The sequence below is a fragment of the Pseudomonas sp. genome (genome assembly GCF_049653025.1).
Taxonomy (GTDB): Bacteria; Pseudomonadota; Gammaproteobacteria; order Pseudomonadales; family Pseudomonadaceae; genus Aquipseudomonas.
The window spans coordinates 605,090-626,563 of sequence record NZ_JBASFM010000006.1 but is presented as its reverse complement, the minus strand read 5'-3'; the positions used below and the strand labels follow the sequence as shown (position 1 = coordinate 626,563).

Annotated in this window: 19 protein-coding genes; 15 read left to right on the top strand and 4 right to left on the bottom strand. The window is 62.9% G+C overall.

All coding sequences use genetic code 11. The annotated features are described in order from the left end of the window. Nucleotides 1–24: 24 nt before the first annotated feature. On the bottom strand, nt 25–1,398 hold the full coding sequence (locus WBK23_RS05990) for a diguanylate cyclase domain-containing protein (RefSeq protein WP_424483047.1): 1,374 nt from the start codon (nt 1,396–1,398) through the stop codon (nt 25–27). A 280-nt stretch (nt 1,399–1,678) separates the two neighbouring features. Here WBK23_RS05990 and prfB point away from each other — a divergent pair. The 6 genes from prfB (at nt 1,679) to WBK23_RS05960 (ending at nt 7,502) form a co-directional block, all read left to right on the top strand. Next, nucleotides 1,679–2,774, top strand: a protein-coding gene (gene prfB / locus WBK23_RS05985) for a peptide chain release factor 2 (RefSeq protein WP_424483046.1) whose coding sequence is annotated in 2 segments (ribosomal slippage) — nt 1,679–1,750 and nt 1,752–2,774 — 1,095 coding nt in all. Because the reading frame shifts where the segments join, the coding sequence is not laid out codon by codon here. An 85-nt stretch (nt 2,775–2,859) separates the two neighbouring features. Next, nucleotides 2,860–4,362, top strand: coding sequence for a lysine--tRNA ligase (gene lysS, locus WBK23_RS05980; RefSeq protein WP_424483045.1), 1,503 nt, complete (start codon nt 2,860–2,862; stop codon nt 4,360–4,362). Nucleotides 4,363–4,490: 128 nt separating this feature from the next. Next, nucleotides 4,491–5,204: a TetR/AcrR family transcriptional regulator gene (locus tag WBK23_RS05975; RefSeq protein WP_424483044.1), complete on the top strand. Its 714-nt coding sequence runs from the start codon at nt 4,491–4,493 to the stop codon at nt 5,202–5,204. A gap of 30 nt (nt 5,205–5,234) precedes the next feature. Further along, nucleotides 5,235–5,786 carry a hypothetical protein gene (locus tag WBK23_RS05970; protein ID WP_424483043.1) on the top strand — a complete coding sequence of 184 codons (552 nt, stop codon included), beginning with the start codon at nt 5,235–5,237 and terminating at the stop codon, nt 5,784–5,786. 20 nt (nt 5,787–5,806) lie between these two features. After that, nucleotides 5,807–7,102 carry a flavohemoglobin expression-modulating QEGLA motif protein gene (locus tag WBK23_RS05965; RefSeq protein ID WP_424483042.1) on the top strand — a complete coding sequence of 432 codons (1,296 nt, stop codon included), beginning with the start codon at nt 5,807–5,809 and terminating at the stop codon, nt 7,100–7,102. 91 nt (nt 7,103–7,193) lie between these two features. Beyond that, entirely contained in the window at nt 7,194–7,502 is a 309-nt protein-coding gene (locus WBK23_RS05960; protein ID WP_424483041.1) for a hypothetical protein, read from the top strand. Nucleotides 7,503–7,506: 4 nt separating this feature from the next. Here WBK23_RS05960 and WBK23_RS05955 read toward each other — a convergent pair whose 3' ends face one another. Next, a complete protein-coding gene (locus WBK23_RS05955; protein ID WP_424483040.1) occupies nt 7,507–7,857 on the bottom strand; it encodes a pilin assembly protein in 351 nt (116 codons plus the stop codon). A gap of 136 nt (nt 7,858–7,993) precedes the next feature. Between WBK23_RS05955 and ppc the strand changes: the two genes are divergently transcribed. From ppc to WBK23_RS05925, 6 genes are all read left to right on the top strand, one after another. Then, entirely contained in the window at nt 7,994–10,630 is a 2,637-nt protein-coding gene (gene ppc / locus WBK23_RS05950; RefSeq protein ID WP_424483039.1) for a phosphoenolpyruvate carboxylase, read from the top strand. 244 nt (nt 10,631–10,874) lie between these two features. Then, nucleotides 10,875–11,522, top strand: a complete 648-nt coding sequence (gene adk, locus WBK23_RS05945) for an adenylate kinase (RefSeq protein WP_424483038.1) — start codon at nt 10,875–10,877, stop codon at nt 11,520–11,522. Between the two features lie 213 nt (nt 11,523–11,735). After that, nucleotides 11,736–12,521: a 5'-nucleotidase, lipoprotein e(P4) family gene (locus tag WBK23_RS05940; RefSeq protein ID WP_424483037.1), complete on the top strand. Its 786-nt coding sequence runs from the start codon at nt 11,736–11,738 to the stop codon at nt 12,519–12,521. Nucleotides 12,522–12,681: 160 nt separating this feature from the next. Further along, entirely contained in the window at nt 12,682–13,362 is a 681-nt protein-coding gene (gene tsaB / locus WBK23_RS05935) for a tRNA (adenosine(37)-N6)-threonylcarbamoyltransferase complex dimerization subunit type 1 TsaB (RefSeq protein WP_424483036.1), read from the top strand. 117 nt (nt 13,363–13,479) lie between these two features. Continuing rightward, a complete protein-coding gene (locus WBK23_RS05930; protein WP_424483035.1) occupies nt 13,480–13,821 on the top strand; it encodes a hypothetical protein in 342 nt (113 codons plus the stop codon). Nucleotides 13,822–13,824: 3 nt separating this feature from the next. After that, on the top strand, nt 13,825–14,685 hold the full coding sequence (locus tag WBK23_RS05925) for a DUF72 domain-containing protein (RefSeq protein WP_424483034.1): 861 nt from the start codon (nt 13,825–13,827) through the stop codon (nt 14,683–14,685). Here the strand turns inward: WBK23_RS05925 and WBK23_RS05920 are convergent. Continuing rightward, the gene (locus WBK23_RS05920) at nt 14,682–15,443 is read right to left on the bottom strand and encodes a hypothetical protein (protein ID WP_424483033.1); all 762 of its coding nucleotides are present in this window, start codon (nt 15,441–15,443) and stop codon (nt 14,682–14,684) included. The genes WBK23_RS05925 and WBK23_RS05920 overlap by 4 nt on opposite strands. A gap of 106 nt (nt 15,444–15,549) precedes the next feature. On the opposite strand from WBK23_RS05920, the gene WBK23_RS05915 reads away from it, so the two are divergent. Further along, the gene (locus WBK23_RS05915; protein ID WP_424483032.1) at nt 15,550–16,338 is read left to right on the top strand and encodes a class I SAM-dependent methyltransferase; all 789 of its coding nucleotides are present in this window, start codon (nt 15,550–15,552) and stop codon (nt 16,336–16,338) included. Nucleotides 16,339–16,356: 18 nt separating this feature from the next. Here the strand turns inward: WBK23_RS05915 and WBK23_RS05910 are convergent, their stop codons facing one another. Beyond that, nucleotides 16,357–16,995: a TetR/AcrR family transcriptional regulator gene (locus WBK23_RS05910; protein WP_424483031.1), complete on the bottom strand. Its 639-nt coding sequence runs from the start codon at nt 16,993–16,995 to the stop codon at nt 16,357–16,359. 91 nt (nt 16,996–17,086) lie between these two features. Between WBK23_RS05910 and WBK23_RS05905 the strand changes: the two genes are divergently transcribed. After that, nucleotides 17,087–18,208: an efflux RND transporter periplasmic adaptor subunit gene (locus WBK23_RS05905; RefSeq protein ID WP_424483030.1), complete on the top strand. Its 1,122-nt coding sequence runs from the start codon at nt 17,087–17,089 to the stop codon at nt 18,206–18,208. Between the two features lie 5 nt (nt 18,209–18,213). Then, nucleotides 18,214–21,294 carry an efflux RND transporter permease subunit gene (locus WBK23_RS05900; protein WP_424483029.1) on the top strand — a complete coding sequence of 1,027 codons (3,081 nt, stop codon included), beginning with the start codon at nt 18,214–18,216 and terminating at the stop codon, nt 21,292–21,294. Nucleotides 21,295–21,474 lie beyond the last annotated feature (180 nt).

Below are 21,474 nucleotides of genomic sequence, written 5' to 3'. Positions count from 1 at the left end.
ATGGGCGCGCTGAGCCTCAGCCCTTTAGTCGGTGCCGTTTTCGCAGTGATTGCGCCCGCCAACCTTGGCCCGGTAGAGCGCCTGGTCGGCGCTTTGGATCAGTTGCTCGGGGCTGTTGTCGGCGCGCGGGATCAGGCTGGCGGCACCCAGGCTCAGGGTCACCCAGGGACTGGTCGGTGAGGCGGCATGCTCCAACTGCAGCGCCTCCACGCCTTCGCGCATGGCCTCGGCCAGGGCCAGGGCGGTCTCGATCGAGGCATCCGGCAACACGATGACGAACTCCTCGCCCCCATAGCGCGCCACCAGGTCGCTAGAGCGTTGCGCCGTGTTTTGCAGCAAAGCGGCGACGCGCTGCAGGCAACGGTCGCCGGCCTGGTGGCCGTAGTGGTCGTTGTAGGCCTTGAAATGGTCGATATCCATCATGATCAGACCGAGCGAGCTGTCGGCGCGTAGGGCGCGGTTCCACTCCAGCGCCAGGTAGTCCTCGAAGCAGCGGCGGTTGGCGATCTGGGTCAGGGGGTCGCGGTTGGTCAGTTGCAGCAGGGTCTCATTGACCGTGCGCAGGGTCTGCTCCGCCTGGTGGCGCTCGACGACTTCCCGTTGCAGTGCCTTGTTGAGCAGGTTCAGCTCCTGGCTGAGGCACTGAGCTTCTTCACGGGCGCGATGCAAGCGGCCGACCACCAGGGCCAGCAGGGTGCTGAGCAGTGCCAGTATCGCCAGGGTGACGCCGGCGACCTCGAGCGGCAGGGCGCGCACATTCAGGCTGCTGGCATCCAGCACCTGGTTGATTTCCAGAATGCCGCGCAGGTCGCCTTCCTGCCAGCCGCGCCGTGGCGAATCGGGGTGGCTGTTATGGCAATCGACGCAGGCGGGGCGCATGCGGTCGGCGGTGGCATAGCGCAGCAGCAGCTTGCCGTCCTGCTCCTCGAGGCGATAGAAGGGTTGTTCGGGGCTGGCCAGCAGGGCTTGCCAGGCTTGCTCGCCGAAGCTGTCACGGAGGCCGCCTTCCTGTTGCCGCCAGGGAAAGGGGTAGGGGCTGTAGAGGCGAGTGCGCAGCCCCGTGCCCTGTTCGCCCAGGCGGCTGCCGAGCAGCATGCTCATGGTCGCCGGCAGCGGGATGGCCTGCGGGTTGTTCTGGTAGTCGTGGGTGATGGTCATGCCGTGCTGGCGAGCGCGGACGACCACCTCGGAGGTATAGAGGCTGCGGAATTCGGTCAGGGCGGCGGTGTACAACTGGGCATTCTTCAGCGCCGCCTGGTGCAGTTGCTGGGTGAAGATCTGCTGCAGGTGCCAGGTCAGTCCGCTCAGGCTGAGCAGCAACACCAGCGTCATGCCGAGCACGGCATGACGCTGGAAGAGATCGAGGCCCTGGTCCAGCCAGCGACGGAAAAACGGCATTATCCGGTAACCTCAAAAGGGCATGGTGGCTCTTCCTTTATAGGGGAAGAGCGGGTTGTTGGCTTGCTCTGCTTGTGGCGAACCGTCTCGTCTGGCGGGTTTGAGTCTACTAGTCGGGTGCGTGAGTTTACGAGTGGCGGGCACCTGATCGGTCAGCGCCAGAGTGCGCCGTTGGTCCGCCCTGGCGTGACTCGGCGGCCATTGCGGGCTGCCAGGGGCTGTTGGACTGGGGTATACTCGCCGGCTTTTCCGAAAGTTTGACCTGCGAGTGCTGCCAGCCATGGAAATCAACCCGATCCTTAATAGCATCAAGGACCTGTCCGAGCGCACCCAGACTATTCGGGGGTATCTTTGACTACGATCACAAACATGATCGGCTGGTCGAAGTAAACCGCGAACTCGAAGACCCGAGCGTCTGGAACAACCCCGAATACGCCCAGAATCTAGGCCGCGAGCGCGCGTCCCTGGCGCTGATCGTCGACACCCTGGACGACCTGCACGGCAGCCTGGCCGATTCGCGCGACCTGCTCGATATGGCCGTCGAAGAGAACGACGAAGGCGCGGTGGAGGACGTCGTCAGCGAAGTCGAGCGCCTGCGCGGCATCCTCGAGAAGCTTGAATTCCGCCGCATGTTCAGCGGCGAGATGGACCCGAACAACGCCTACCTGGACATCCAGGCCGGCTCCGGCGGCACCGAGGCGCAGGACTGGGCCAACATCCTGCTGCGCATGTACCTGCGTTGGGCTGACAAACGCGGTTTCAGTGCCGAGATCGTCGAGCTGTCCGCCGGTGAAGTCGCCGGGATCAAGGGTGCGACCGTGCATATCAAGGGCGAATACGCCTTTGGCTGGCTGCGTACCGAGATCGGCGTGCACCGGCTGGTGCGCAAGAGCCCGTTCGACTCCGGTAACCGTCGCCACACCTCGTTCTCTGCGGTGTTCGTCTCGCCGGAAATCGATGACAACATCGAGATCGAGATCAATCCAGCAGACCTGCGCATTGATACCTATCGTTCATCGGGTGCCGGTGGTCAGCACGTAAACACCACCGACTCGGCTGTACGTATCACCCACGTACCGAGCAACACCGTGGTGGCGTGCCAGAACGAACGCTCGCAGCACGCCAACAAAGACACCGCGATGAAGATGCTCCGTGCGCGCCTGTACGAGCAGGAAGTGCAGAAGCGCAACGCGGCTTCGCAGGCGCTGGAAGAGACCAAGTCGGATATCGGCTGGGGCCACCAGATTCGCTCCTATGTGCTCGATGCTTCGCGGATCAAGGATCTGCGGACCAATATCGAGCGCAGTGATTGCGACAAAGTGCTCGACGGCGACATTGATGAATACCTGGTAGCGAGCCTCAAGCAGGGGCTCTAACCGCCGGGTGATGGTTTTAGGCAGGTTGGGCGCGCCGCGCGCGGTCCGACCATCCGCCAACGATTGACAGGACAGACGAACGACCATGAGCGACCAACAACTCGACCACCACGAACTGCAGCAGGAAGAAAACAAGCTGATTGCCCTGCGCAAGGAAAAGCTTGCGGCCGTGCGTGAGCAAGGCAATGCCTTCCCGAATGACTTCCGCCGCGACAACTACTGCGCGGACCTGCAGAAGCAGTACGCCGAGAAGACCAAGGAAGAGCTGGAAGCCGCTGCCATTCCGGTCAAGGTGGCCGGGCGCATCATGCTCAACCGTGGTTCGTTTATGGTGATCCAGGACATGACCGGGCGCATCCAGGTCTACGTCAACCGCAAGACCCTGACCGAAGAAACCCTGGCCGCGGTGAAGACCTGGGACATGGGCGACATCATCGCCGCCGAAGGCACCCTGGCGCGTTCCGGCAAGGGCGACCTGTACGTCGAGATGACTAACGTGCGCCTGCTGACCAAATCCCTGCGTCCGCTGCCGGACAAGCATCATGGCCTGTCCGACACCGAGCAGCGCTACCGTCAGCGCTACGTCGACCTGATCGTCAACGAAGACGTGCGTCAGACCTTCCGCGTGCGTTCGCAGGTGATTGCGCACATTCGCAGTTTCCTGATGCAGCGTGACTTCCTCGAAGTGGAAACGCCGATGCTGCAGACCATTCCTGGCGGCGCGGCGGCCAAGCCATTCGAGACTCACCACAACGCTCTGGACATGGGCATGTTCCTGCGCATCGCGCCGGAGCTGTACCTCAAGCGCCTGGTGGTTGGTGGTTTCGAGAAAGTCTTCGAAATCAACCGCAACTTCCGTAACGAAGGCGTTTCGACTCGGCACAACCCTGAGTTCACCATGTTGGAGTTCTACCAGGCGTACGCCGACTACGAAGACAACATGGACCTGACCGAAGAACTGTTCCGCGAGCTGGCGCAGCTGGTTCTGGGCAGCACCGACGTGCCGTACGGCGACAAGGTGTTCCACTTCGGCGAGCCGTTCGTGCGTCTGTCGGTGTTCGATTCGATCCTCAAGTACAACCCTGAGTTGACCGCTGACGACCTGACCGACATCGACAAGGCCCGTGCCATCGCCAAGAAAGCCGGTGCCAAGGTGTTGGGCTTCGAAGGCCTGGGCAAACTGCAGGTGATGATTTTCGAAGAACTGGTCGAGCACAAGCTGGAGCAGCCGCACTTCATCACCCAGTACCCGTTTGAAGTGTCGCCGCTGGCCCGTCGTAACGACGACAACCCCAACGTCACCGACCGCTTCGAGCTGTTTATCGGTGGCCGTGAAATCGCCAACGCTTACTCCGAGTTGAACGACGCGGAAGACCAGGCCGAGCGCTTTATGGCCCAGGTGGCTGACAAGGACGCCGGCGACGACGAAGCCATGCACTACGACGCCGACTTCGTCCGCGCCCTGGAATACGGCATGCCGCCAACGGCCGGTGAAGGCATCGGCATCGACCGTCTGGTGATGTTGCTGACCAACTCACCGTCGATCCGCGATGTGATCCTGTTCCCGCATATGCGCCCGCAAGCCTGATGTTTGCAAAGCCGCCTCAGGGCGGCTTTTTATTGCCTGGCTTTTTATTGTCGGTAAATGGGTTACTTTTGCGGTCTACTGACTAAGTCTTAAATGATCCTGCAATAACTTGAGAGGAACATCGTGCTGTGACTGCCAAGCCTGCCCAAGAAAGCGCTACCCACGTGGCCAATGCCGTTGCCGAGAGTGTGCAGTATCAAGGGCGCAAGGCCAGTCGTCAGGGCAGCGAACAGCGGCGTCAGGCGATTCTCGACGCCGCCATGCGCATTATCGTGCGTGAAGGCGTGCGCGCCGTGCGCCACCGTGCGGTGGCCGCGGAGGCTGAGGTGCCGCTGTCGGCGACCACCTATTACTTCAAAGACATCAATGACCTGATCACCGATACCTTTACCCAGTTTGTCGAGCGCAGTGCGGCCCATATGGGCCAGTTCTGGAGCAGTACCGAAGGCTTGTTGCGTGAGCAGGTCAGCCGTCTGGATGGCAGTGCCGAAGCGCGCCGGCGTTTGGCCAATGAAATCGCCCGTTTGGCCGTGGAGTACGTGCGTCAGCAATTGCTCACGCGCCGCGAACACCTGCTGGCCGAGCAGGCCTTTCAGCAGGAAGCCTTGCTCAACCCGCGCTTGCACGAGCTGGTGCGTGCGCATCGGCAGATTCTGCTGCAGGGCGTGACGCATTTCTTTGAGGTGCTGGGTTCGCAGCAGGCCGAGCAGGATGCCAAGCTATTGACGGCGATTATTGTGCGCATGGAGTATCAGGGCCTGCTGGACGGCGTTGATCATCTGGACAGTGAAGATATGTTGGCCATGCTTAAACGCTATATGCATCTGGTACTGGGCCTGTAACCCGGTCAATCCGTTCACAAGGAGAGCTGAATGAACACCTGGCGCGCGCTGCTTGCCGTGTCTTTCTTGTTGCTCAGTGGCTGTCTGGTCACCTTCAAGGACCCGATTCCAGCCAATGAGGCGGCCCCGATTCCCTTGCTCGGCGAATGGTCGCGCAAGAATGAGTGGGGCGAGCAGCTGTATCTGCAGATCACCCGTGCCGGCTCCAACGTCTACAAGGCGCGGGCCTATGTCGACAGTCTGGACAATCTCGATAGCCTCGAAGAGTACGGTTTTACCGTGGCTCATCACGGCCGCCGCTGGTACCTGTCGGCGGGCTTGCCGAAGAGCATGGGGGCGAACTTCGCCATCGCCGGCTTCGAGCTGACCAGCAACAATGAACTGGTGATCTACAACCTGGATGTCGACCGCATTCTGCAGGAGCTGGAGCAGGGCGCGTTGCAGGGTGAAGTGGTCGACGGTGCAGAAGGCGATGGCGTGTTGATCAGCAGCCCGCTGGAGCAGGTGTTTACCTACCTCGACGATCAGGCCAATTCGGATGTGTTTATCGAAGTCGCGCGCTATCAGCGCGCCGGTGACTAGCAGGTTGTGGTGAGGGACGCATGAACAGTCATACCGGGTTGGACGACTATCAGTTGATCGTGCGGGTGTTGTCCGACCGTATCGTCGAGGCGCAAACGCCGATCCGCGTGCTGGATGCGGTGAAGTGGGACGACACGATCCGCAGCGAATTCCTCAAGCACAAGGGCAAGAAGCTGCCCGCCGTCGACCGTGGCTATTACGCCAACCGCCCGCTGGCCTTCGATGCCGCGGCGAAAAAGCTGGAATTCCAGAATATCGAGCGCGATATCACCCGCCAGCTCGGTCAGTTCAACCCGGTTGGGCAGATCATGCGGCGCATGTGCCGCGAGTACCGCATGGTGATCCGCATGCTGGAGGCGCGCGGCACCGAGGATTTCGGCCTGATCTCGCAGGAGCTCTACGGCGCGGCATCCGATGCCTTCCATGCCGGTGATCCGACCCTGGCCGACCTGGGCCTGATGTTCTCCGACTTCCTCAACAATATCGACAAGCGCGGCGACCTCAAGGACGAGCCCAAGACCCTCAGCGCCAAAGAGGCGGTCAACCTGCTGCAACACCGCCTGAACAAGGTGTTTGGCGAGGAGGAGAGCACCATTCGGGTGTTCGAGTCCGATGGCATTCTGGCTGACGCGGCGGCCGGCGCCGACTACATCAAGATCCGCAGCGACGCGATGTTCAACGAGCGCGATGTGCGGGCATTGGAGGTGCACGAGGGCCTGGTGCATGTGGCAACCACGCTGAATGGCCTGAGCCAGCCGGTCTGTACCTTTCTGGCCAAGGGCCCGCCATCCTCGACCGTGACCCAGGAAGGCCTGGCGATCCTGATGGAGGTGATCACCTTCGCCTCCTACCCGACCCGCCTGCGCAAGCTGACCAACCGTACCCGCGCCATCCATATGGCCGAGGAGGGCGCGGACTTCCTGCAGGTGTTCGATTTCTACCGCGAGCAGGGCTTCAGCCAGGAACAGAGCTACAGCAACGCCAACCGCGTGTTCCGTGGCTCGACGCCCAGTGGCCTGCCTTTCACCAAGGACCTGTCCTACCTGAAAGGCTTCATCATGATCTACAACTACATCCAGCTGGCCGTGCGCAAGGGCAAGCTGGAGCAGATTCCGCTGTTGTTCTGCGGCAAGACCACCCTGGAAGACATGCGCACCCTGCGCCAGTTGGTGGACGAAGGGCTGGTCACGCCGCCTAAGTACCTGCCGCCGCAATTCAGCGACCTTAACTCGTTGTCGGCCTGGATGTGCTTCTCCAACTTCCTCAATCACCTGAGCCTGGATCGGATCGAAGCCGACTACGCCAATATCCTCTGAGTGCTGCGGGGCTTTGCAAGATCCGGCGTTTGTATCAAGCTGCGCCGCCTCCGGCCGTGCTGGCCAAAGTCTTCAATCTTGAGAGTGCGTAATGAGTGAATTGAATCCAATCCCGCTGATCCTTACCGCGATCGGCAGTGTCTGCGCCACGGTGGCGGTGCTCGGTTTCTACGGTTACCTGCATATCGCCAAGCCGGAAGATGCCTTGCTGTTGTCCGAGTTCACCATGCTCAAGACCGTGCCTGGTGAGGACTACAAGGTCTCGCTGAAGCCCGCCAGCCAGGTCGCGCAGTGCATCGACGGTGTGCTGGTGCTGTTTGACCTGGAGCAGAAAGGTCTTACCGGCGTGCTGGTTGACCCGCGCAAGCAGGCCGTACGCTGTAATCCGGTGGTCGAATAAGGCCTTAACTGGCCAGCTGGGCCTGTTCCTGCTGCTCGCTGAGGCGTTGCAGATGCTTGCGAGAAAGCACCAGAAAGCGCGGCGTCAGGCCGATGTCTTCATAGATCGGATCGCCCTGCTCGTCGCTGGCCACCACCTTGCTGCCTTTCACGTAGGGCAGGCTGGCTTCCAGTTCGTCGAGCGCCGCGCCGAGCAGTTCGCCGAGTAATTCCTCGACATGGTGTTTGGGGTACATCTCCTGGAGCGCCGCCAGGCGTGCGGCGGACTCCAGGTCGAGATGGATCTGGTAGGGCGTTCGGGTCAGACGACCCTGGGCGTTCTCTTGCCAATGCCGAACAAGCTCGCGAATCTTCATGATCACCTCGTGTTTGTCCTGTCAGTGTTAAGCCTAGTTGGCAGGTCGGATATGTGCGGCCCAGACGTCGCGCCCTTGTAAGAAGTTGGCGCGCTGGGCACTCTTGGGCTTCACCTATTGGCGCAGGTATTCAGTCATGGCCGAAATCGACGCGCGCTTGCGCGAGGATGTACACCAGCTTGGCGAACTGCTCGGTAACACCATCAGCACACAGCATGGTGCAGCCTTTCTCGACAAGATCGAGCGTATCCGCAAGGGGGCCAAGGCCGCCCGCAAAGGCTCGCAGGAGGGTGCAGAGCAACTGAGTGCAACCCTCAACCAGCTCGGCGATGACGAGTTGTTGCCGGTGGCGCGCGCCTTCAACCAGTTTCTCAACCTGGCCAATATTGCCGAGCAGTACCACCACGTGCGTCGCCGCGCGCCGAATGAAGCCGAACCTTTCGAGGCCGGCGTACTGGCCGACCTGCTGCAGCGCCTGTCGGCCAATGGCCACAAGGGCGAGGCGCTGGCCCGTCAGTTCGGTCGCCTGGATATCGAACTGGTGCTGACGGCGCACCCCACTGAGGTGGCGCGGCGCACCCTGATTCAGAAATACGATGCGATTGCCGAGCAGTTGGCGGCTGGCGATCACAGCGACCTGTCGAGCGCCGAGCGCGAGCAGGTCAAGCAGCGTCAGCAGCGGTTGATTGCCGAGGCCTGGCACACCGAGGAGATTCGCCGCAGCCGGCCAAGCCCGGTGGATGAAGCCAAATGGGGCTTTGCGGTGATCGAGCACTCGCTCTGGCATGCCATTCCCAAGGTACTGCGCAAGGCCGATCAGGTGCTGCAGAGTTCTACCGGGTTGCACCTGGCGCTGGATGCCGCGCCCATCCGCTTCGCTTCCTGGATGGGCGGCGACCGCGATGGCAACCCGAATGTCACCGCCGCGGTGACCCGCGAGGTGCTGTTGCTGGCGCGCTGGATGGCGGCGGATCTGTACCTGCGCGACGTCGATAACCTGGCCGCCGAGCTGTCCATGCAGCACGCCAGCCCCGAGCTGCTGGCCCAGGTTGGCAGCAGCGCCGAGCCTTATCGCAGCCTGCTCAAGCAACTGCGCGAGCGCTTGCGCGCCACCCGCAGCTGGGCCCACGCCGCCTTGCATGAGCGCTTGGCCGCGCCGGCAGCGGTGTTGCAGGACAACCGCGAGCTGCTGGAACCGCTAACCCTGTGCTACCAGTCGCTGCACGCGTGCGGCATGGGCGTGATCGCCGATGGCCCGCTGCTCGATTGCCTGCGCCGCGCGGCCACCTTCGGCCTGTTTCTGGTGCGCCTGGATGTGCGTCAGGACTCCAGCCGGCATGCCGCGGCCATGAGCGAGATCACCGATTACCTGGGGCTGGGCTGTTACGCCGAGTGGGATGAAGAGGCGCGTCTGGCGTTCCTGCTGAAAGAGCTGGAAAACCGCCGGCCGCTGCTGCCAGCGCATTTCAAGCCCAGTGGTGAAACCGAAGAGGTGTTGGCCACCTGTCGCGAAGTGGCCGCCGCGCCGGCCGCATCCCTCGGCTCCTACGTGATTTCCATGGCCGGTGCGGCTTCTGACGTGCTGGCCGTGCAGTTGCTGCTCAAGGAAGCCGGCCTGCAACGGCCGATACGCGTGGTGCCGCTGTTTGAAACCCTGGCCGATCTGGATAACGCCGGACCGGTGATCAGCCGGCTGCTCGGCCTGCACGGCTATCGCGCACGCCTGCATGGGCCGCAGGAAGTGATGATCGGCTATTCCGACTCGGCCAAGGATGCTGGCACCACGGCGGCGGCCTGGGCGCAGTACCGCGCTCAGGAAACCCTGGTACAGATTTGCGCCGAACATCAGGTCGAGTTGCTACTGTTCCACGGTCGCGGTGGCACGGTCGGGCGCGGTGGCGGCCCGGCTCATGCGGCCATCCTGTCGCAGCCGCCGGGCTCGGTGGCCGGGCGTTTCCGCACCACCGAGCAGGGCGAAATGATTCGTTTCAAGTTCGGCCTGCCGGATATCGCCGAGCAGAACCTCAATCTGTACCTGGCCGCCGTGCTTGAGGCCACCCTGTTGCCGCCGCCCACGCCGCAGCCCGCCTGGCGCGAGCTGATGGACAAACTCGCTAGCGATGGGGTCAACGCCTACCGCGCGGTGGTGCGCGAGCATCCGCAATTTGTCGCGTATTTCCGCCAGGCCACCCCGGAGCAGGAGCTCGGCCGTTTGCCGCTGGGCAGCCGACCGGCCAAGCGCCGCGAGGGCGGGGTGGAAAGCCTGCGGGCCATCCCGTGGATTTTCGCCTGGACCCAGACCCGCCTGATGCTGCCGGCCTGGCTCGGCTGGGAAGCGGCCCTGGTCAATGCCTTGCAGCGTGGCGAAGGCGAGTTGCTCGGGCAGATGCGCGAGCACTGGCCGTTCTTCCGTACGCGTATCGATATGCTCGAGATGGTCCTGGCCAAGGCTGACGGGGCGATTGCCCGGTTGTATGACGAGCGTCTGGTCGAGCCGGGATTGCAGCCGCTGGGTGAGCATTTACGCGGCCTATTGTCGCAGGCAGTGGGTGCGGTTCTGGGTTTGACCGGTCAGTCGCGGCTACTGACGCACAGCCCGGAAACCCTGGAGTCGATCAGCGTGCGCAACACCTACCTGGATCCGCTGCACCTGCTCCAGGCTGAGCTGCTGGCCCGATCACGGCAGCGCGATAACCAGGCCGAGAGCCCTCTGGAACAGGCCTTGCTGGTCAGTGTCGCAGGGATTGCGGCCGGTTTGCGCAACACTGGCTAAGTGCATGGAAGAGTGTTTTGGGTGTTTTCGGTGGTGCGTATGTAGTGCGTGGCCGAAAGCACTACATCTCAGTGGCGGTCGCAGGTGTATCCGACTTTCGGTGGCTTGTGCGGTGGGGGTGCGCTGTGTATCTTGGGCGGCCTTTGGCAGTCTGGCCCTCGCCGGCACACTGCCTGAACAATTCTGAGATTGGCCCCACGAGGCGAGTCCGCCGATATTTACTTAAATCTTGAGGAGCACATCGATGCGCGTGATTCTGCTGGGGGCGCCCGGTGCCGGTAAAGGTACCCAAGCTGGTTTCATCACCAAGAAATTTGGTATTCCGCAAATCTCCACCGGCGACATGCTGCGTGCTGCTGTCAAGGCTGGTACAGAGCTGGGCCTGGTCGCGAAAAGCGTGATGGACAGCGGTGGCCTGGTGTCCGACGACCTGATCATCAACCTGGTCAAAGAGCGCATCGCCCAAGCCGATTGCGCCAACGGCTTCCTCTTCGATGGTTTCCCGCGCACCATTCCTCAGGCTGAAGCCCTGAAAGAAGCCGGTGTAGTGATCGACAACGTGGTCGAGATCGCCGTGGACGACGAAGAAATCGTCGGTCGCATCGCCGGTCGCCGTGTGCACCCGGCCTCGGGGCGCGTCTACCACACCGAGCACAACCCGCCGAAAGTCGCCGGTATTGACGACGAGACCGGCGAAGCGCTGATCCAGCGTGACGACGATAAAGAAGAAACCGTGCGTCACCGCCTGTCGGTCTACCATTCGCAGACCAAGCCGCTGGTAAGTTTCTACCAGAAGCTGGCCGCTGCCGATGGCACGCCGAAGTACAACGCCATCGCTGGCGTGGGTTCGGTGGATGAAATCACTGCCAAGGTGCTGGCTGCGCTCAGCTAAGACCCAGCAGTAGTTGAACCAACGGCCCGCTTATGCGGGCCGTTGGCGTTTCTGGGCCTCTTTCGTTTGTGTTGTTACGGATACGTGCTGGTCGTTCTCAAGCATGGCGGTGCGCGACAGGTTTTTTACTATCGAAGGGCGATCGCCATAGGTGTGTAGCGCCCTGGCATGTCGAATCGCGCGCGTGTCACCACCAAGGAGAGAGGACATTCAATGACCGAGAAATCCACAAACCGCCTGACCTGGCTGGGCCTTGCCGTATCGCTGCTGGCCGTTCCTGCGGCTTTTGCCGAGACCTCGGCGCAGTCCAAGACCGATTGCAGCGTTGCCGAGTTCACCATGGGCCTGCGCTTCCAGCAGCAATCGGCGGAAGTTCAAGCCCTGCAGCTGCAGGCCTACAACATCGCGACGCTGAAACTGGATGCGGCAGTCGCCGCGGCGAAAGATCCGTCGAAGCTGGCCATCGTTACCGATCTGGATGAAACCGTCATCGATAACAGCGCCCTGCTGGCGCGGGACCTGGCCAACTGTCACACCTATGATGCCTGGGACACCTGGCTGCCCTGGGAGCGTGACGGGACTCCGGCGCTGATCCCCGGTGCCAAGCAGTTCCTGCAGCACGCCGACAGCCTCGGCGTGACCATTCGCTATATCTCGGACCGTGCCGACGAGCAGAAGAAGTACACCCTGGCCACCCTGAGCAAGCTGGGCCTGCCTCAGGTGTCGGCGGACAGTGTGCTGCTGCTGGGGCCGGCCAAAGTCGAGCGGCGCGCCACTGTCAGCGCCGATCATCAGATCGTGCTGTTGCTGGGGGACACGCTGCATGACTTCGACGCGCGTTTCCGCAAGACGCCGCTGGCCGATCAGCGCGCCACCGTGGCTGCTGAGGCGGGCAAATGGGGTGCCGAGTGGATCGTCTTCCCCAATGCCAGTTACGGCACCTGGTCCAAAGCGCCTTTGCAAGGTTGGGACGCCAAGACTGTTATCGAACCCTGGTAAGCGCGGTTTGCTTAGGCAGCAGCGGCTCTGTGCAGGAGCGCTGCATGCCTGTGGTGCTGTGAGCCCGCTTGCGTGGCAGGCGCGTCGGCAGTGATTGCGCTGGAAAAAAAAGCCTCAAGCCGTTCTAATGCCGATCCATTTCGTCACCTGTCCGAATGCAATGACCACTCTCCTGGCCCTGGATACCGCCACTGAAGCCTGCTCCGTTGCCCTGCTGCATAACGGCCAGGTGCTCAGCCATTACGAAGTGATTCCGCGCCTGCATGCGCAGCGCCTGCTGCCGATGATCCAGCAACTGCTCGGCGAAGCCGGGGTGTCGCTGTCGGCGCTCGACGCAATCGCCTTTGGCCGTGGCCCGGGTGCGTTTACTGGGGTGCGGATCGCCATCGGCGTGGTTCAGGGCTTGGCGTTTGCGCTCGATCGTCCGGTGCTGCCGGTGTCCAACCTGGCCGTGCTGGCCCAGCGCAGCCTGCGCGAGCATGGCGCGCAGCAGGTGGCAGCGGCCATCGATGCGCGTATGGATGAGGTGTACTGGGGCTGCTATCGCGCCGAACAGGGCGAAATGCGCCTGGCCGGCATCGAGGCGGTGTTGCCGCCGGAGCAGGCCTGCCTGCCGCGCGATGCCAGTGGCGACTGGTTCGGTGCGGGCACCGGCTGGGGCACCTTTGCCGCGCGCCTGCCGGTTGCCGTAACGGGGCAGGCAGCCGCCATGTTGCCGCATGCCGAAGACCTACTCAGCCTGGCGACTTTCGCCTGGGCGCGAGGAGAGGGCTTGCCCGCCGACCAGGCGCAGCCGGTGTATTTGCGTGACCAGGTGGCGACGCCTAAAGCCCCGACCTAAGCACCTTCTGTCGCCCGCCCAGGCCAGCCGGCAACGCCTGATTGCCAAGCCGGATGGCGGGAGCTAAATTGCCATCACCTGTGTCCATCGTTGGCTAAGCAAGCCGAGCAGTAACTGATGCGTATCGACGGTTTTACCTCCTCTTTCTCGCCAGACCGCAGTGCCCGCCCAGGCTCTGCGGTTACGCCATTTCGCGAAGCCCAGCGCGAGATTGAGGAACGTCGTGAGCAGCCGGCCGCGCCCGCCAGCAGCCAAGGTTTCGAGCAGGTCGCGCAACCGCGCAAGGTCGAAGCCAGCAATGCCAGCAGCGACAGCCTGCCGGCGCGCTACCAGGACCAGCTCTACCAAGCTCCGCTGAATAATCGCGCCGCCCAGGCGCTTGCCAGTTACAGCTCAACCGCGAGCTTTGTCAGCGATGGTGATGCCCAGCAAGTGCTGGGTCTCGATCTCTACGCCTAGTTAATGCTGCCTTATTACCTCGGCTGCCCGTCATGGAGCGAGCCAGCCTGGCGCGGCGCATTGTACCCGCCAAACAGCCAATCCCGCGACTTTCTGCCCCTGTATGCGCAGGTATTCAACGCGGTTGAGGGCAACACCACCTTCTATGCCCAGCCTTCTGCGGACACCGTCGCCCGTTGGGCGGAGCGCATGCCGGCGCACTTTCGCTTCTGCGCCAAGCTGCCGCGCGAGATTAGCCATGGCGGTGACCTGCGTGAGCAGCTGAGCGCCACCGAGAGTTTTCGTCGTCTGCTGGCGCCATTGGGTGCGCGGGTCGCACCGTTCTGGCTGCAACTGCCGGCCAGTTTCGGCCCGCAGCGGCTGGCAGAACTGTGCGGCTTTGTCGAACTCTGGAGTGCCGGCGAGTTGGCGGTTGAAGTGCGCCATCCGGCGTTCTTTGCCAAGGGTGAAGAGGAGCGGGCGTTGAACCGCTTGCTGCATGAGCGCGGGATCGAGCGCATCTGCCTGGATTCGCGGGCCTTGTTCAGTTGCACTTCCAGCGCGCCGGCGGTGCTGCATGCGCAGGCGAAGAAGCCGCGCCTGCCGACCCGGCCGACGTCCTTCAGCCAGGCCCCGCAGCTGCGCTTTATCGGCCATCCCGAATTGCAGGCCAATGACCCGTTTATGCTGCCCTGGCTGGAAAAGGTGGCCGCCTGGATCGAGGAGGGTCGTACGCCTTATGTGTTTCTGCACACCGCCGACAATCGCCTGGCTGCGCCGCTCGCCCAGCGTTTTCATCAGCAGTTGATGCAGCGCCTACCGGGGCTGGCAGCATTGCCGCAGATACACCATGAGCCTGAGACCGAACAGCTGGGTTTGCTTTAACGCTGCGCTAGTAGCAGGTCGGCAGCCTGACCACTGCGGCCGTCGGCGAAGTCAAAGCGGCCGAGCTGGGCGATTTCGTCGTAGGCACCCAGGGCGATCTGCACGTCGCGGGCTTGCAGGTGGATGGCGCTGACGCCGGCCTGGCTGAGCGACTGGCTGGATTGGCGGCCTTGGGCGTCGAAGCGCAGCAGGCTCAGGCGTTCGAACACGGCATCCTGGGCGTCGATGCGACCGTCGCCGTTGTCATCGAAGTTGCGCAGCTCGGCAAAGCCGTTGGCCGCACCGTGTTGGTCGCCGAACAGCTCGCGGCCATTGTCGATACGGCCGTTGCCGTTGCGGTCGAGTGCCAGCAGGCCATCGTCGCCGGTGGGCACGCTGATTTGCTCGCGCTGGCCGTCGGCATCCAGGTCGAAACGCACCGAGCGGTTCAGGCCGCTGGTGCTGAAGCCATTGCTGGCGATATCCAGCACCAGTGGGTCGGTTTTCTGCGGTTCGGCGTTGATACTGACGTTCAGCTCCAGTTCGCGCTGAGCGGCCATTTCCTCAAAATCACTGGCCTGGACCGTGACGGCGGGTGGTTCGCTGGGCGTTTCGGCTGGGCTGGGCGGCGCTTCGGCCTCAATTTCATCGGGCATCAGGGTGCGCCGCAGGATCTGATAATCCAGCGAGGAGCGCATGCCTTCATCGAGGGTTTGCCCAATCGAGCCGTGGCTGTTGGGCGAGGGTGCGCTGCGGGGCGCGGAAATTACATCGAACATGGCGAACTCGGTGCGGCTGGAAGCTGCCGGGTCTGGCAAAATGCCGCTCAGGCAGGTTATCGGCCGCACAGGCGGTCAATTGAGTGGTTTTTGAGCATATTTCCTGATGAGTGATGAGCAGCATATAGCCAGAATTCGTATGCAGGCCCTGGCCCCCCATCTGCAAGCGGTCGCAGAGGTCTGGGCGCAGCGCCTGGGTTTGCCGCTGGAGGGCGACAGCGAGTTTGCCCTGCAGCTGGGTGAGGGTGGCTTGCAACTGGTGGAGCTGGGGCCGCAGGCACCGGGACCGGTCAAGGTAGACTTTGTCGAAGGCGCAGTGGCGCATCGTCGGCTGTTCGGTGGTGGTAGCGGGCAGATGATTGCCAAGGCAGTTGGGGTGCAGGCCGGGGTGCGCCCGAGCGTGCTGGACGCCACGGCTGGCCTGGGTCGCGATGCCTTTGTGCTGGCCAGCCTGGGCTGTGCGATGACCCTGATCGAGCGCCAGCCGCTGATCGCCGCGCTGCTGGAGGATGGCCTGGCGCGTGCCGCGCTGGACCGCGACGTCGCGCCGATTGCCGCGCAAATGCAATTACTTAACGGCAATGCCATTGAGCTGATGCGCGCCTGGCAGGGGGAATCTCCGCAGGTGATCTACCTCGACCCGATGTACCCGCACCGCGACAAGAGCGCTCTGGTGAAGAAAGAGATGCGCCTGTTCCGTCCGTTTGTCGGGGACGATCTGGATGCTCCGGCCTTGCTGGAGGCGGCGCTGAACCTGGCCAGCCATCGGGTGGTGGTCAAGCGCCCGCGCAAGGCCCCGCTGATCGAGGGGGCGAAGCCCGGTTATGCCCTGGAAGGTAAATCCAGCCGCTACGACATCTACCCGAAGAAGAAGCTGCAGGCCGCCAGCGAGTAGCGCTGGCGACGCAATGCGCTATTCGGCGCGGAAGGCGCGCAGGAAGACTCCCACTGCATCGCGCACATGGGCTTCGGCTTCGGCACCCTGCAGGGCTTCGCCGCAGCCGATCAGCAGGCGGAAGTTGGCCCCGCCCTTGATCAGGCAGAAGAACTGATCCGCTGCGCTCAGCGGGTCGGCAACGCGCAGCTTGCCGCTCTGGTCGGCCCGGCGCAGCAGCTCTTCCATGCCGTGCAGCACGCGCTGCGGGCCGGCCTCATAGAACATCTTCGAGAGCGTGGAGTCCTGCGCCGCCAGGCTCACCATCACCCGGTGCAGCTCCACCGACTCACGGCTGCTGATCAGCTCATTGAAGCCGCGGCCGATGCTCATCAGCACCTGCGCCACCGGCACCTCGTCGCTCAACTCGAACAGCAGTTCCGGCAGTTGCTCCTCGCATTTGGACTGCACCGCGGCGGCAAACAGCTTTTCCTTGTCGGTGAAGTGGCTGTACACCGTGAGCTTGGAAACCCCGGCTTCGGCGGCAATCGCATCCATACTGCTACCGTCATAACCATTGCTGAGGAATAGGGTCTTCGCCGCTTCCAGGATGGCTTTGCGCTTGGCCGGATCTTTCGGGCGACCGGGGCCGCTGGTTGGCAACACTTTGTTAGGCATTGGTCGTTTTTAATACTGGACTAGTGAGTTTGCTATTTTTACTATACTCGCCAGTATAAATATTCCAAAGCCTCCTGAAAGGTTAGTCATCATGTTTCGTCATGCCCTGTCTGTTGCTGTGCCTGCCGGTCTTGTCCTGCTCCTCGCTGCCTGTGGCAATGGTGAGCCTGCTGCGGTTGCCGTGCGTCCGGCGATGGTGGTGCAGCCACAGCTGGCGGGTGACCTGATGGATGCCTACCCCGGCGAGGTGCGCGCGCGCCTGGAGCCTGAGCTGGCCTTCCGCATTGGCGGAAAGGTGGCCAAGCGGCTGGTCGAGGTCGGCGAGCGGGTGAAGAAGGATCAGCCGCTGGCTGAACTGGACCCGCAAGACGTGCGTTTGCAGCTGGAGGCCATCCGCGCCCAGGTGTCGTCGGCCGAGGCCAACCTGCAGCTGGTGCGCGCCGAACGTGACCGTTACAAGACCCTGCAGGAACGCAACCTGGTCAGCCGTTCGCAGTACGACAACGCCGAGAACCTCTACCGTTCCGGCGAAGCGCGGGTGAAGCAGATCAAGGCCGAATTCAATGTGGCCAATAACCAGGCCGGTTATGCCGTGCTGCGCGCCTCGCAAGATGGTGTGGTGGCGCGGCGCATGGTTGAGGTCGGGCAGGTGGTTGCTGCCGGGCAGACCGTGTTTACCCTGGCCGCCGACGGCGAGCGTGAAGTGTTGATCAGCTTGCCGGAGCAGGCCTTCGAGCGCTTCAAGGTCGGCCAGGAGGTGGCTGTCGAGCTGTGGTCGCAGCCGGACCAGCGTTTCTCTGGGCGCATTCGTGAAATGTCGCCATCGGCCGATCCGCAATCGCGCACCTTTGCTGCCCGTGTGGCCTTCACCGAGGGCAAGGTGCCGGCCGAACTCGGCCAGAGCGCGCGGGTGTTTATCGCCCATGACGGCGTCGTGCCGCTGGCAGTACCGCTGTCGGCCGTAACGGCCGAGAAGGATCAGCCCTATGTCTGGGTAGTCGATCCCAAGGATTCCACGCTCAAGCGCACCTATGTACGCATCGGTGCTTATGGCGAAAAGACCGTGCCGGTGCTTGACGGCCTGAAGGCCACTGACTGGGTGGTGGCGGCCGGCGTGCAGGTACTGCGCGAGGGCCAGCAGGTGCGTCCAGTTGACCGCGATAATCGCCCCGTCCCACTCACGGCCAAGGCCAATCTGACGGTCGAGGAGTGAGCCTGATGGATTTCAACCTGTCCGCCTGGGCGCTGCGCAACCGTCAGATCGTCCTCTACATCATGTTGTTGCTCGGTATCGCCGGGGCCATTTCCTACACCAAACTGGGCCAGAGTGAGGATCCGCCTTTCTCATGGAAGGCCATGGTGGTACGCACCAACTGGCCAGGCGCGAGCGCCGAGGAGATGTCGCGGCAGGTCACCGAACGCATCGAAAAGAAGCTGATGGAGACCGGTGAGTACGACAAGATCATCTCCTTCTCCCGGCCCGGTGAGTCGCAGGTGACCTTTGTCGCCCGTGACTCCATGCGCTCCGGTGAGATTCCCGAGCTCTGGTACCAGATCCGCAAGAAGGTCAACGACATTCGCCACACCCTGCCGCAGGGCGTTCAGGGGCCGTTCTTCAACGACGAATTCGGTACCACCTTCGGCAATATCTACGCGCTGACCGGCGAAGGTTTCGACTACGCCGTGCTCAAGGACTACGCCGACCGCATCCAGCTGCAGCTGCAGCGCGTCAAGGACGTGGGCAAGGTCGACCTGCTCGGTCTGCAGGACGAAAAGGTCTGGATCGAGCTGTCCAACACCAAGCTGGCCACCCTTGGCCTGCCGCTTGAGGCCGTGCAGCACGCCCTGGAAGAACAGAATGCGGTGGCGTCCTCGGGCTTCTTCGAAACCACCAGCGACCGCGTGCAACTGCGCGTCACCGGGCGTTTCGAGACGGTCGAGGAAATCCGCAACTTCCCCATTCGGGTGGGCGATCGCACCTTCCGCATCGGCGATGTAGCCGTGGTCAAGCGCGGCTTCAATGATCCACCCGCGCCGCGCATGCGCTTTATGGCGGAAGACGCCATCGGCCTGGCTGTGTCGATGAAAGGCGGCGGCGACATCCTGGTGCTGGGCGAGGCGCTGGAAGGCGAGTTTGCCCGCCTGCAGGAAACCCTGCCGGCCGGCATGCAGCTGCGCAAGGTCTCTGATCAGCCGGCGGCGGTGAAAACCGGGGTTGGCGAGTTCGTGCGGGTGCTCACCGAGGCAGTGATCATCGTGCTGCTGGTGAGCTTCTTCTCCCTCGGCCTGCGCACCGGCTTGGTGGTGGCCCTGTCGATCCCGCTGGTACTGGCGATGACCTTCGCCGCCATGTACTACCTCGGCATCGGCCTGCACAAGATTTCCCTCGGCGCGCTGGTGCTGGCGCTGGGCTTGATGGTCGACGACGCGATCATTGCCGTGGAGATGATGGCGATCAAGATGGAGCAGGGCTACGACCGTATCAAGGCGGCCAGTTATGCCTGGACCAGCACGGCGTTCCCTATGCTGACCGGCACCCTGATTACCGCCGCCGGCTTCCTGCCGATTGCCACCGCGCAATCGGGCACCGGCGAATACACTCGCTCGATTTTCCAGGTGGTGGCGATTGCCCTGCTGGTGTCGTGGATCGCCGCCGTGGTGTTTGTGCCGTACCTCGGTGCCAAGCTGCTGCCCGATCTGGCCAAGCTGCACGCCGCCAAACATGGTGGCAGCGCAGCCGGACATGACCCGTACAGCACGCCGTTCTACCAGCGTGTGCGGCGTGCGGTGGAGTGGTGCGTGCGCCGGCGCAAGACGGTGATCCTGCTGACTATCGGCCTGTTTGTCGCCTCGATTCTGCTGTTCCGTTTCGTGCCGCAGCAGTTCTTCCCGGCCTCCGGGCGCCTGGAACTGATGGTCGACATCAAACTCAACGAAGGCGCGTCTCTGGCCGCTACCGAAGAGCAGACCAAACGCCTGGAGAAACTGCTCAGCGGCCACCCTGGCATCGACAACTACGTGGCCTATGTCGGTACCGGTTCGCCGCGTTTCTACCTGCCGCTGGACCAGCAACTGCCGGCGGCCAGCTTCGCTCAGTTCGTGGTGCTGGCGAAGAGCATCGAGGAACGCGAGAAGATCCGCACCTGGCTGATCGAGGTGCTGCACGACGAGTTCCCGAGCATGCGCACACGTATCTCGCGCCTGGAAAACGGCCCGCCCGTGGGTTACCCGGTGCAGTTCCGCGTCTCCGGCGAGCATATCGACGAGGTGCGTCAGCTGGCCCGCCAGGTCGCCGACAAGGTGCGCGAGAACCCGCACGTGGTTAACGTGCACCTGGACTGGGAAGAGCCGAGCAAGGTGGTGCGCCTGAACATCGACCAGGAACGCGCCCGCGCCTTGGGCGTGAGCACCGCCGACCTGTCGCGCTTCCTGCAAAGTTCGCTGACCGGTGCGCCGGTGAGCCAGTACCGCGAAGGTAACGAGCTGATCGAAATCCTCCTGCGCGGCACCTTGAGTGAGCGTCAGGAGCTCGGTCTGCTGCCAAGCCTGGCGGTGCCGACCGACAATGGCCGCAGCGTGCCGCTGTCGCAGGTCGCTACCCTGGAGTACGGCTTCGAGGAAGGCATCATCTGGCACCGTAACCGCCTGCCGACCGTCACCGTGCGTGCCGACGTGTATGGCAAGGAACAGCCGGCCAGCCTGATCAAACAGATCCTGCCGACCCTCGATCCGGTGCGTGCACAACTGCCGGACGGCTATCAGCTGGATGTCGGCGGCACTGTGGAGGACTCCAGTCGTGGCCAGGCCTCGGTCAATGCCGGGGTGCCGCTGTTTATCGTGGTGGTGCTGACCCTGCTGATGCTGCAGCTCAAGAGCTTCTCGCGCTCGGCCATGGTGTTCCTCACCGCGCCGCTGGGGCTGATCGGCGTGACTCTGTTCCTGCTGATCTTCCGTCAGCCGTTCGGCTTTGTGGCCATGCTCGGCACCATCGCCCTGTCGGGGATGATCATGCGTAACTCGGTGATTCTGGTCGACCAGATCGAGCAGGACATCAGCTCGGGCATGGACCGCTGGCACGCGATCATCGAAGCCACCGTGCGGCGCTTCCGCCCCATCGTGCTGACCGCCCTGGCGGCCGTACTGGCGATGATCCCGTTGTCGCGTAGCGTGTTCTTCGGGCCGATGGCCGTGGCGATCATGGGCGGCCTGATCGTCGCCACCGCGCTGACCCTGTTGTTCCTGCCGGCGCTGTATGCGGCCTGGTTCCGGGTCAAGGAAGTGGAAGCACAGCCGGGCTGAATCAGCGGCTGATGAGCTAAAAAGCCAGACCCCAGGGTCTGGCTTTTTTATGCCCGCGGTTTGCCAGAGGAGCCGCTCGGTGCGTGAATGGCTGTCAAATATATGCAACTACCCCGCTGTGACGGGTGGCTGCAAACGCAGCAATTACAGTCTGTTACACAGGTTGTGAGTGCATGTTTC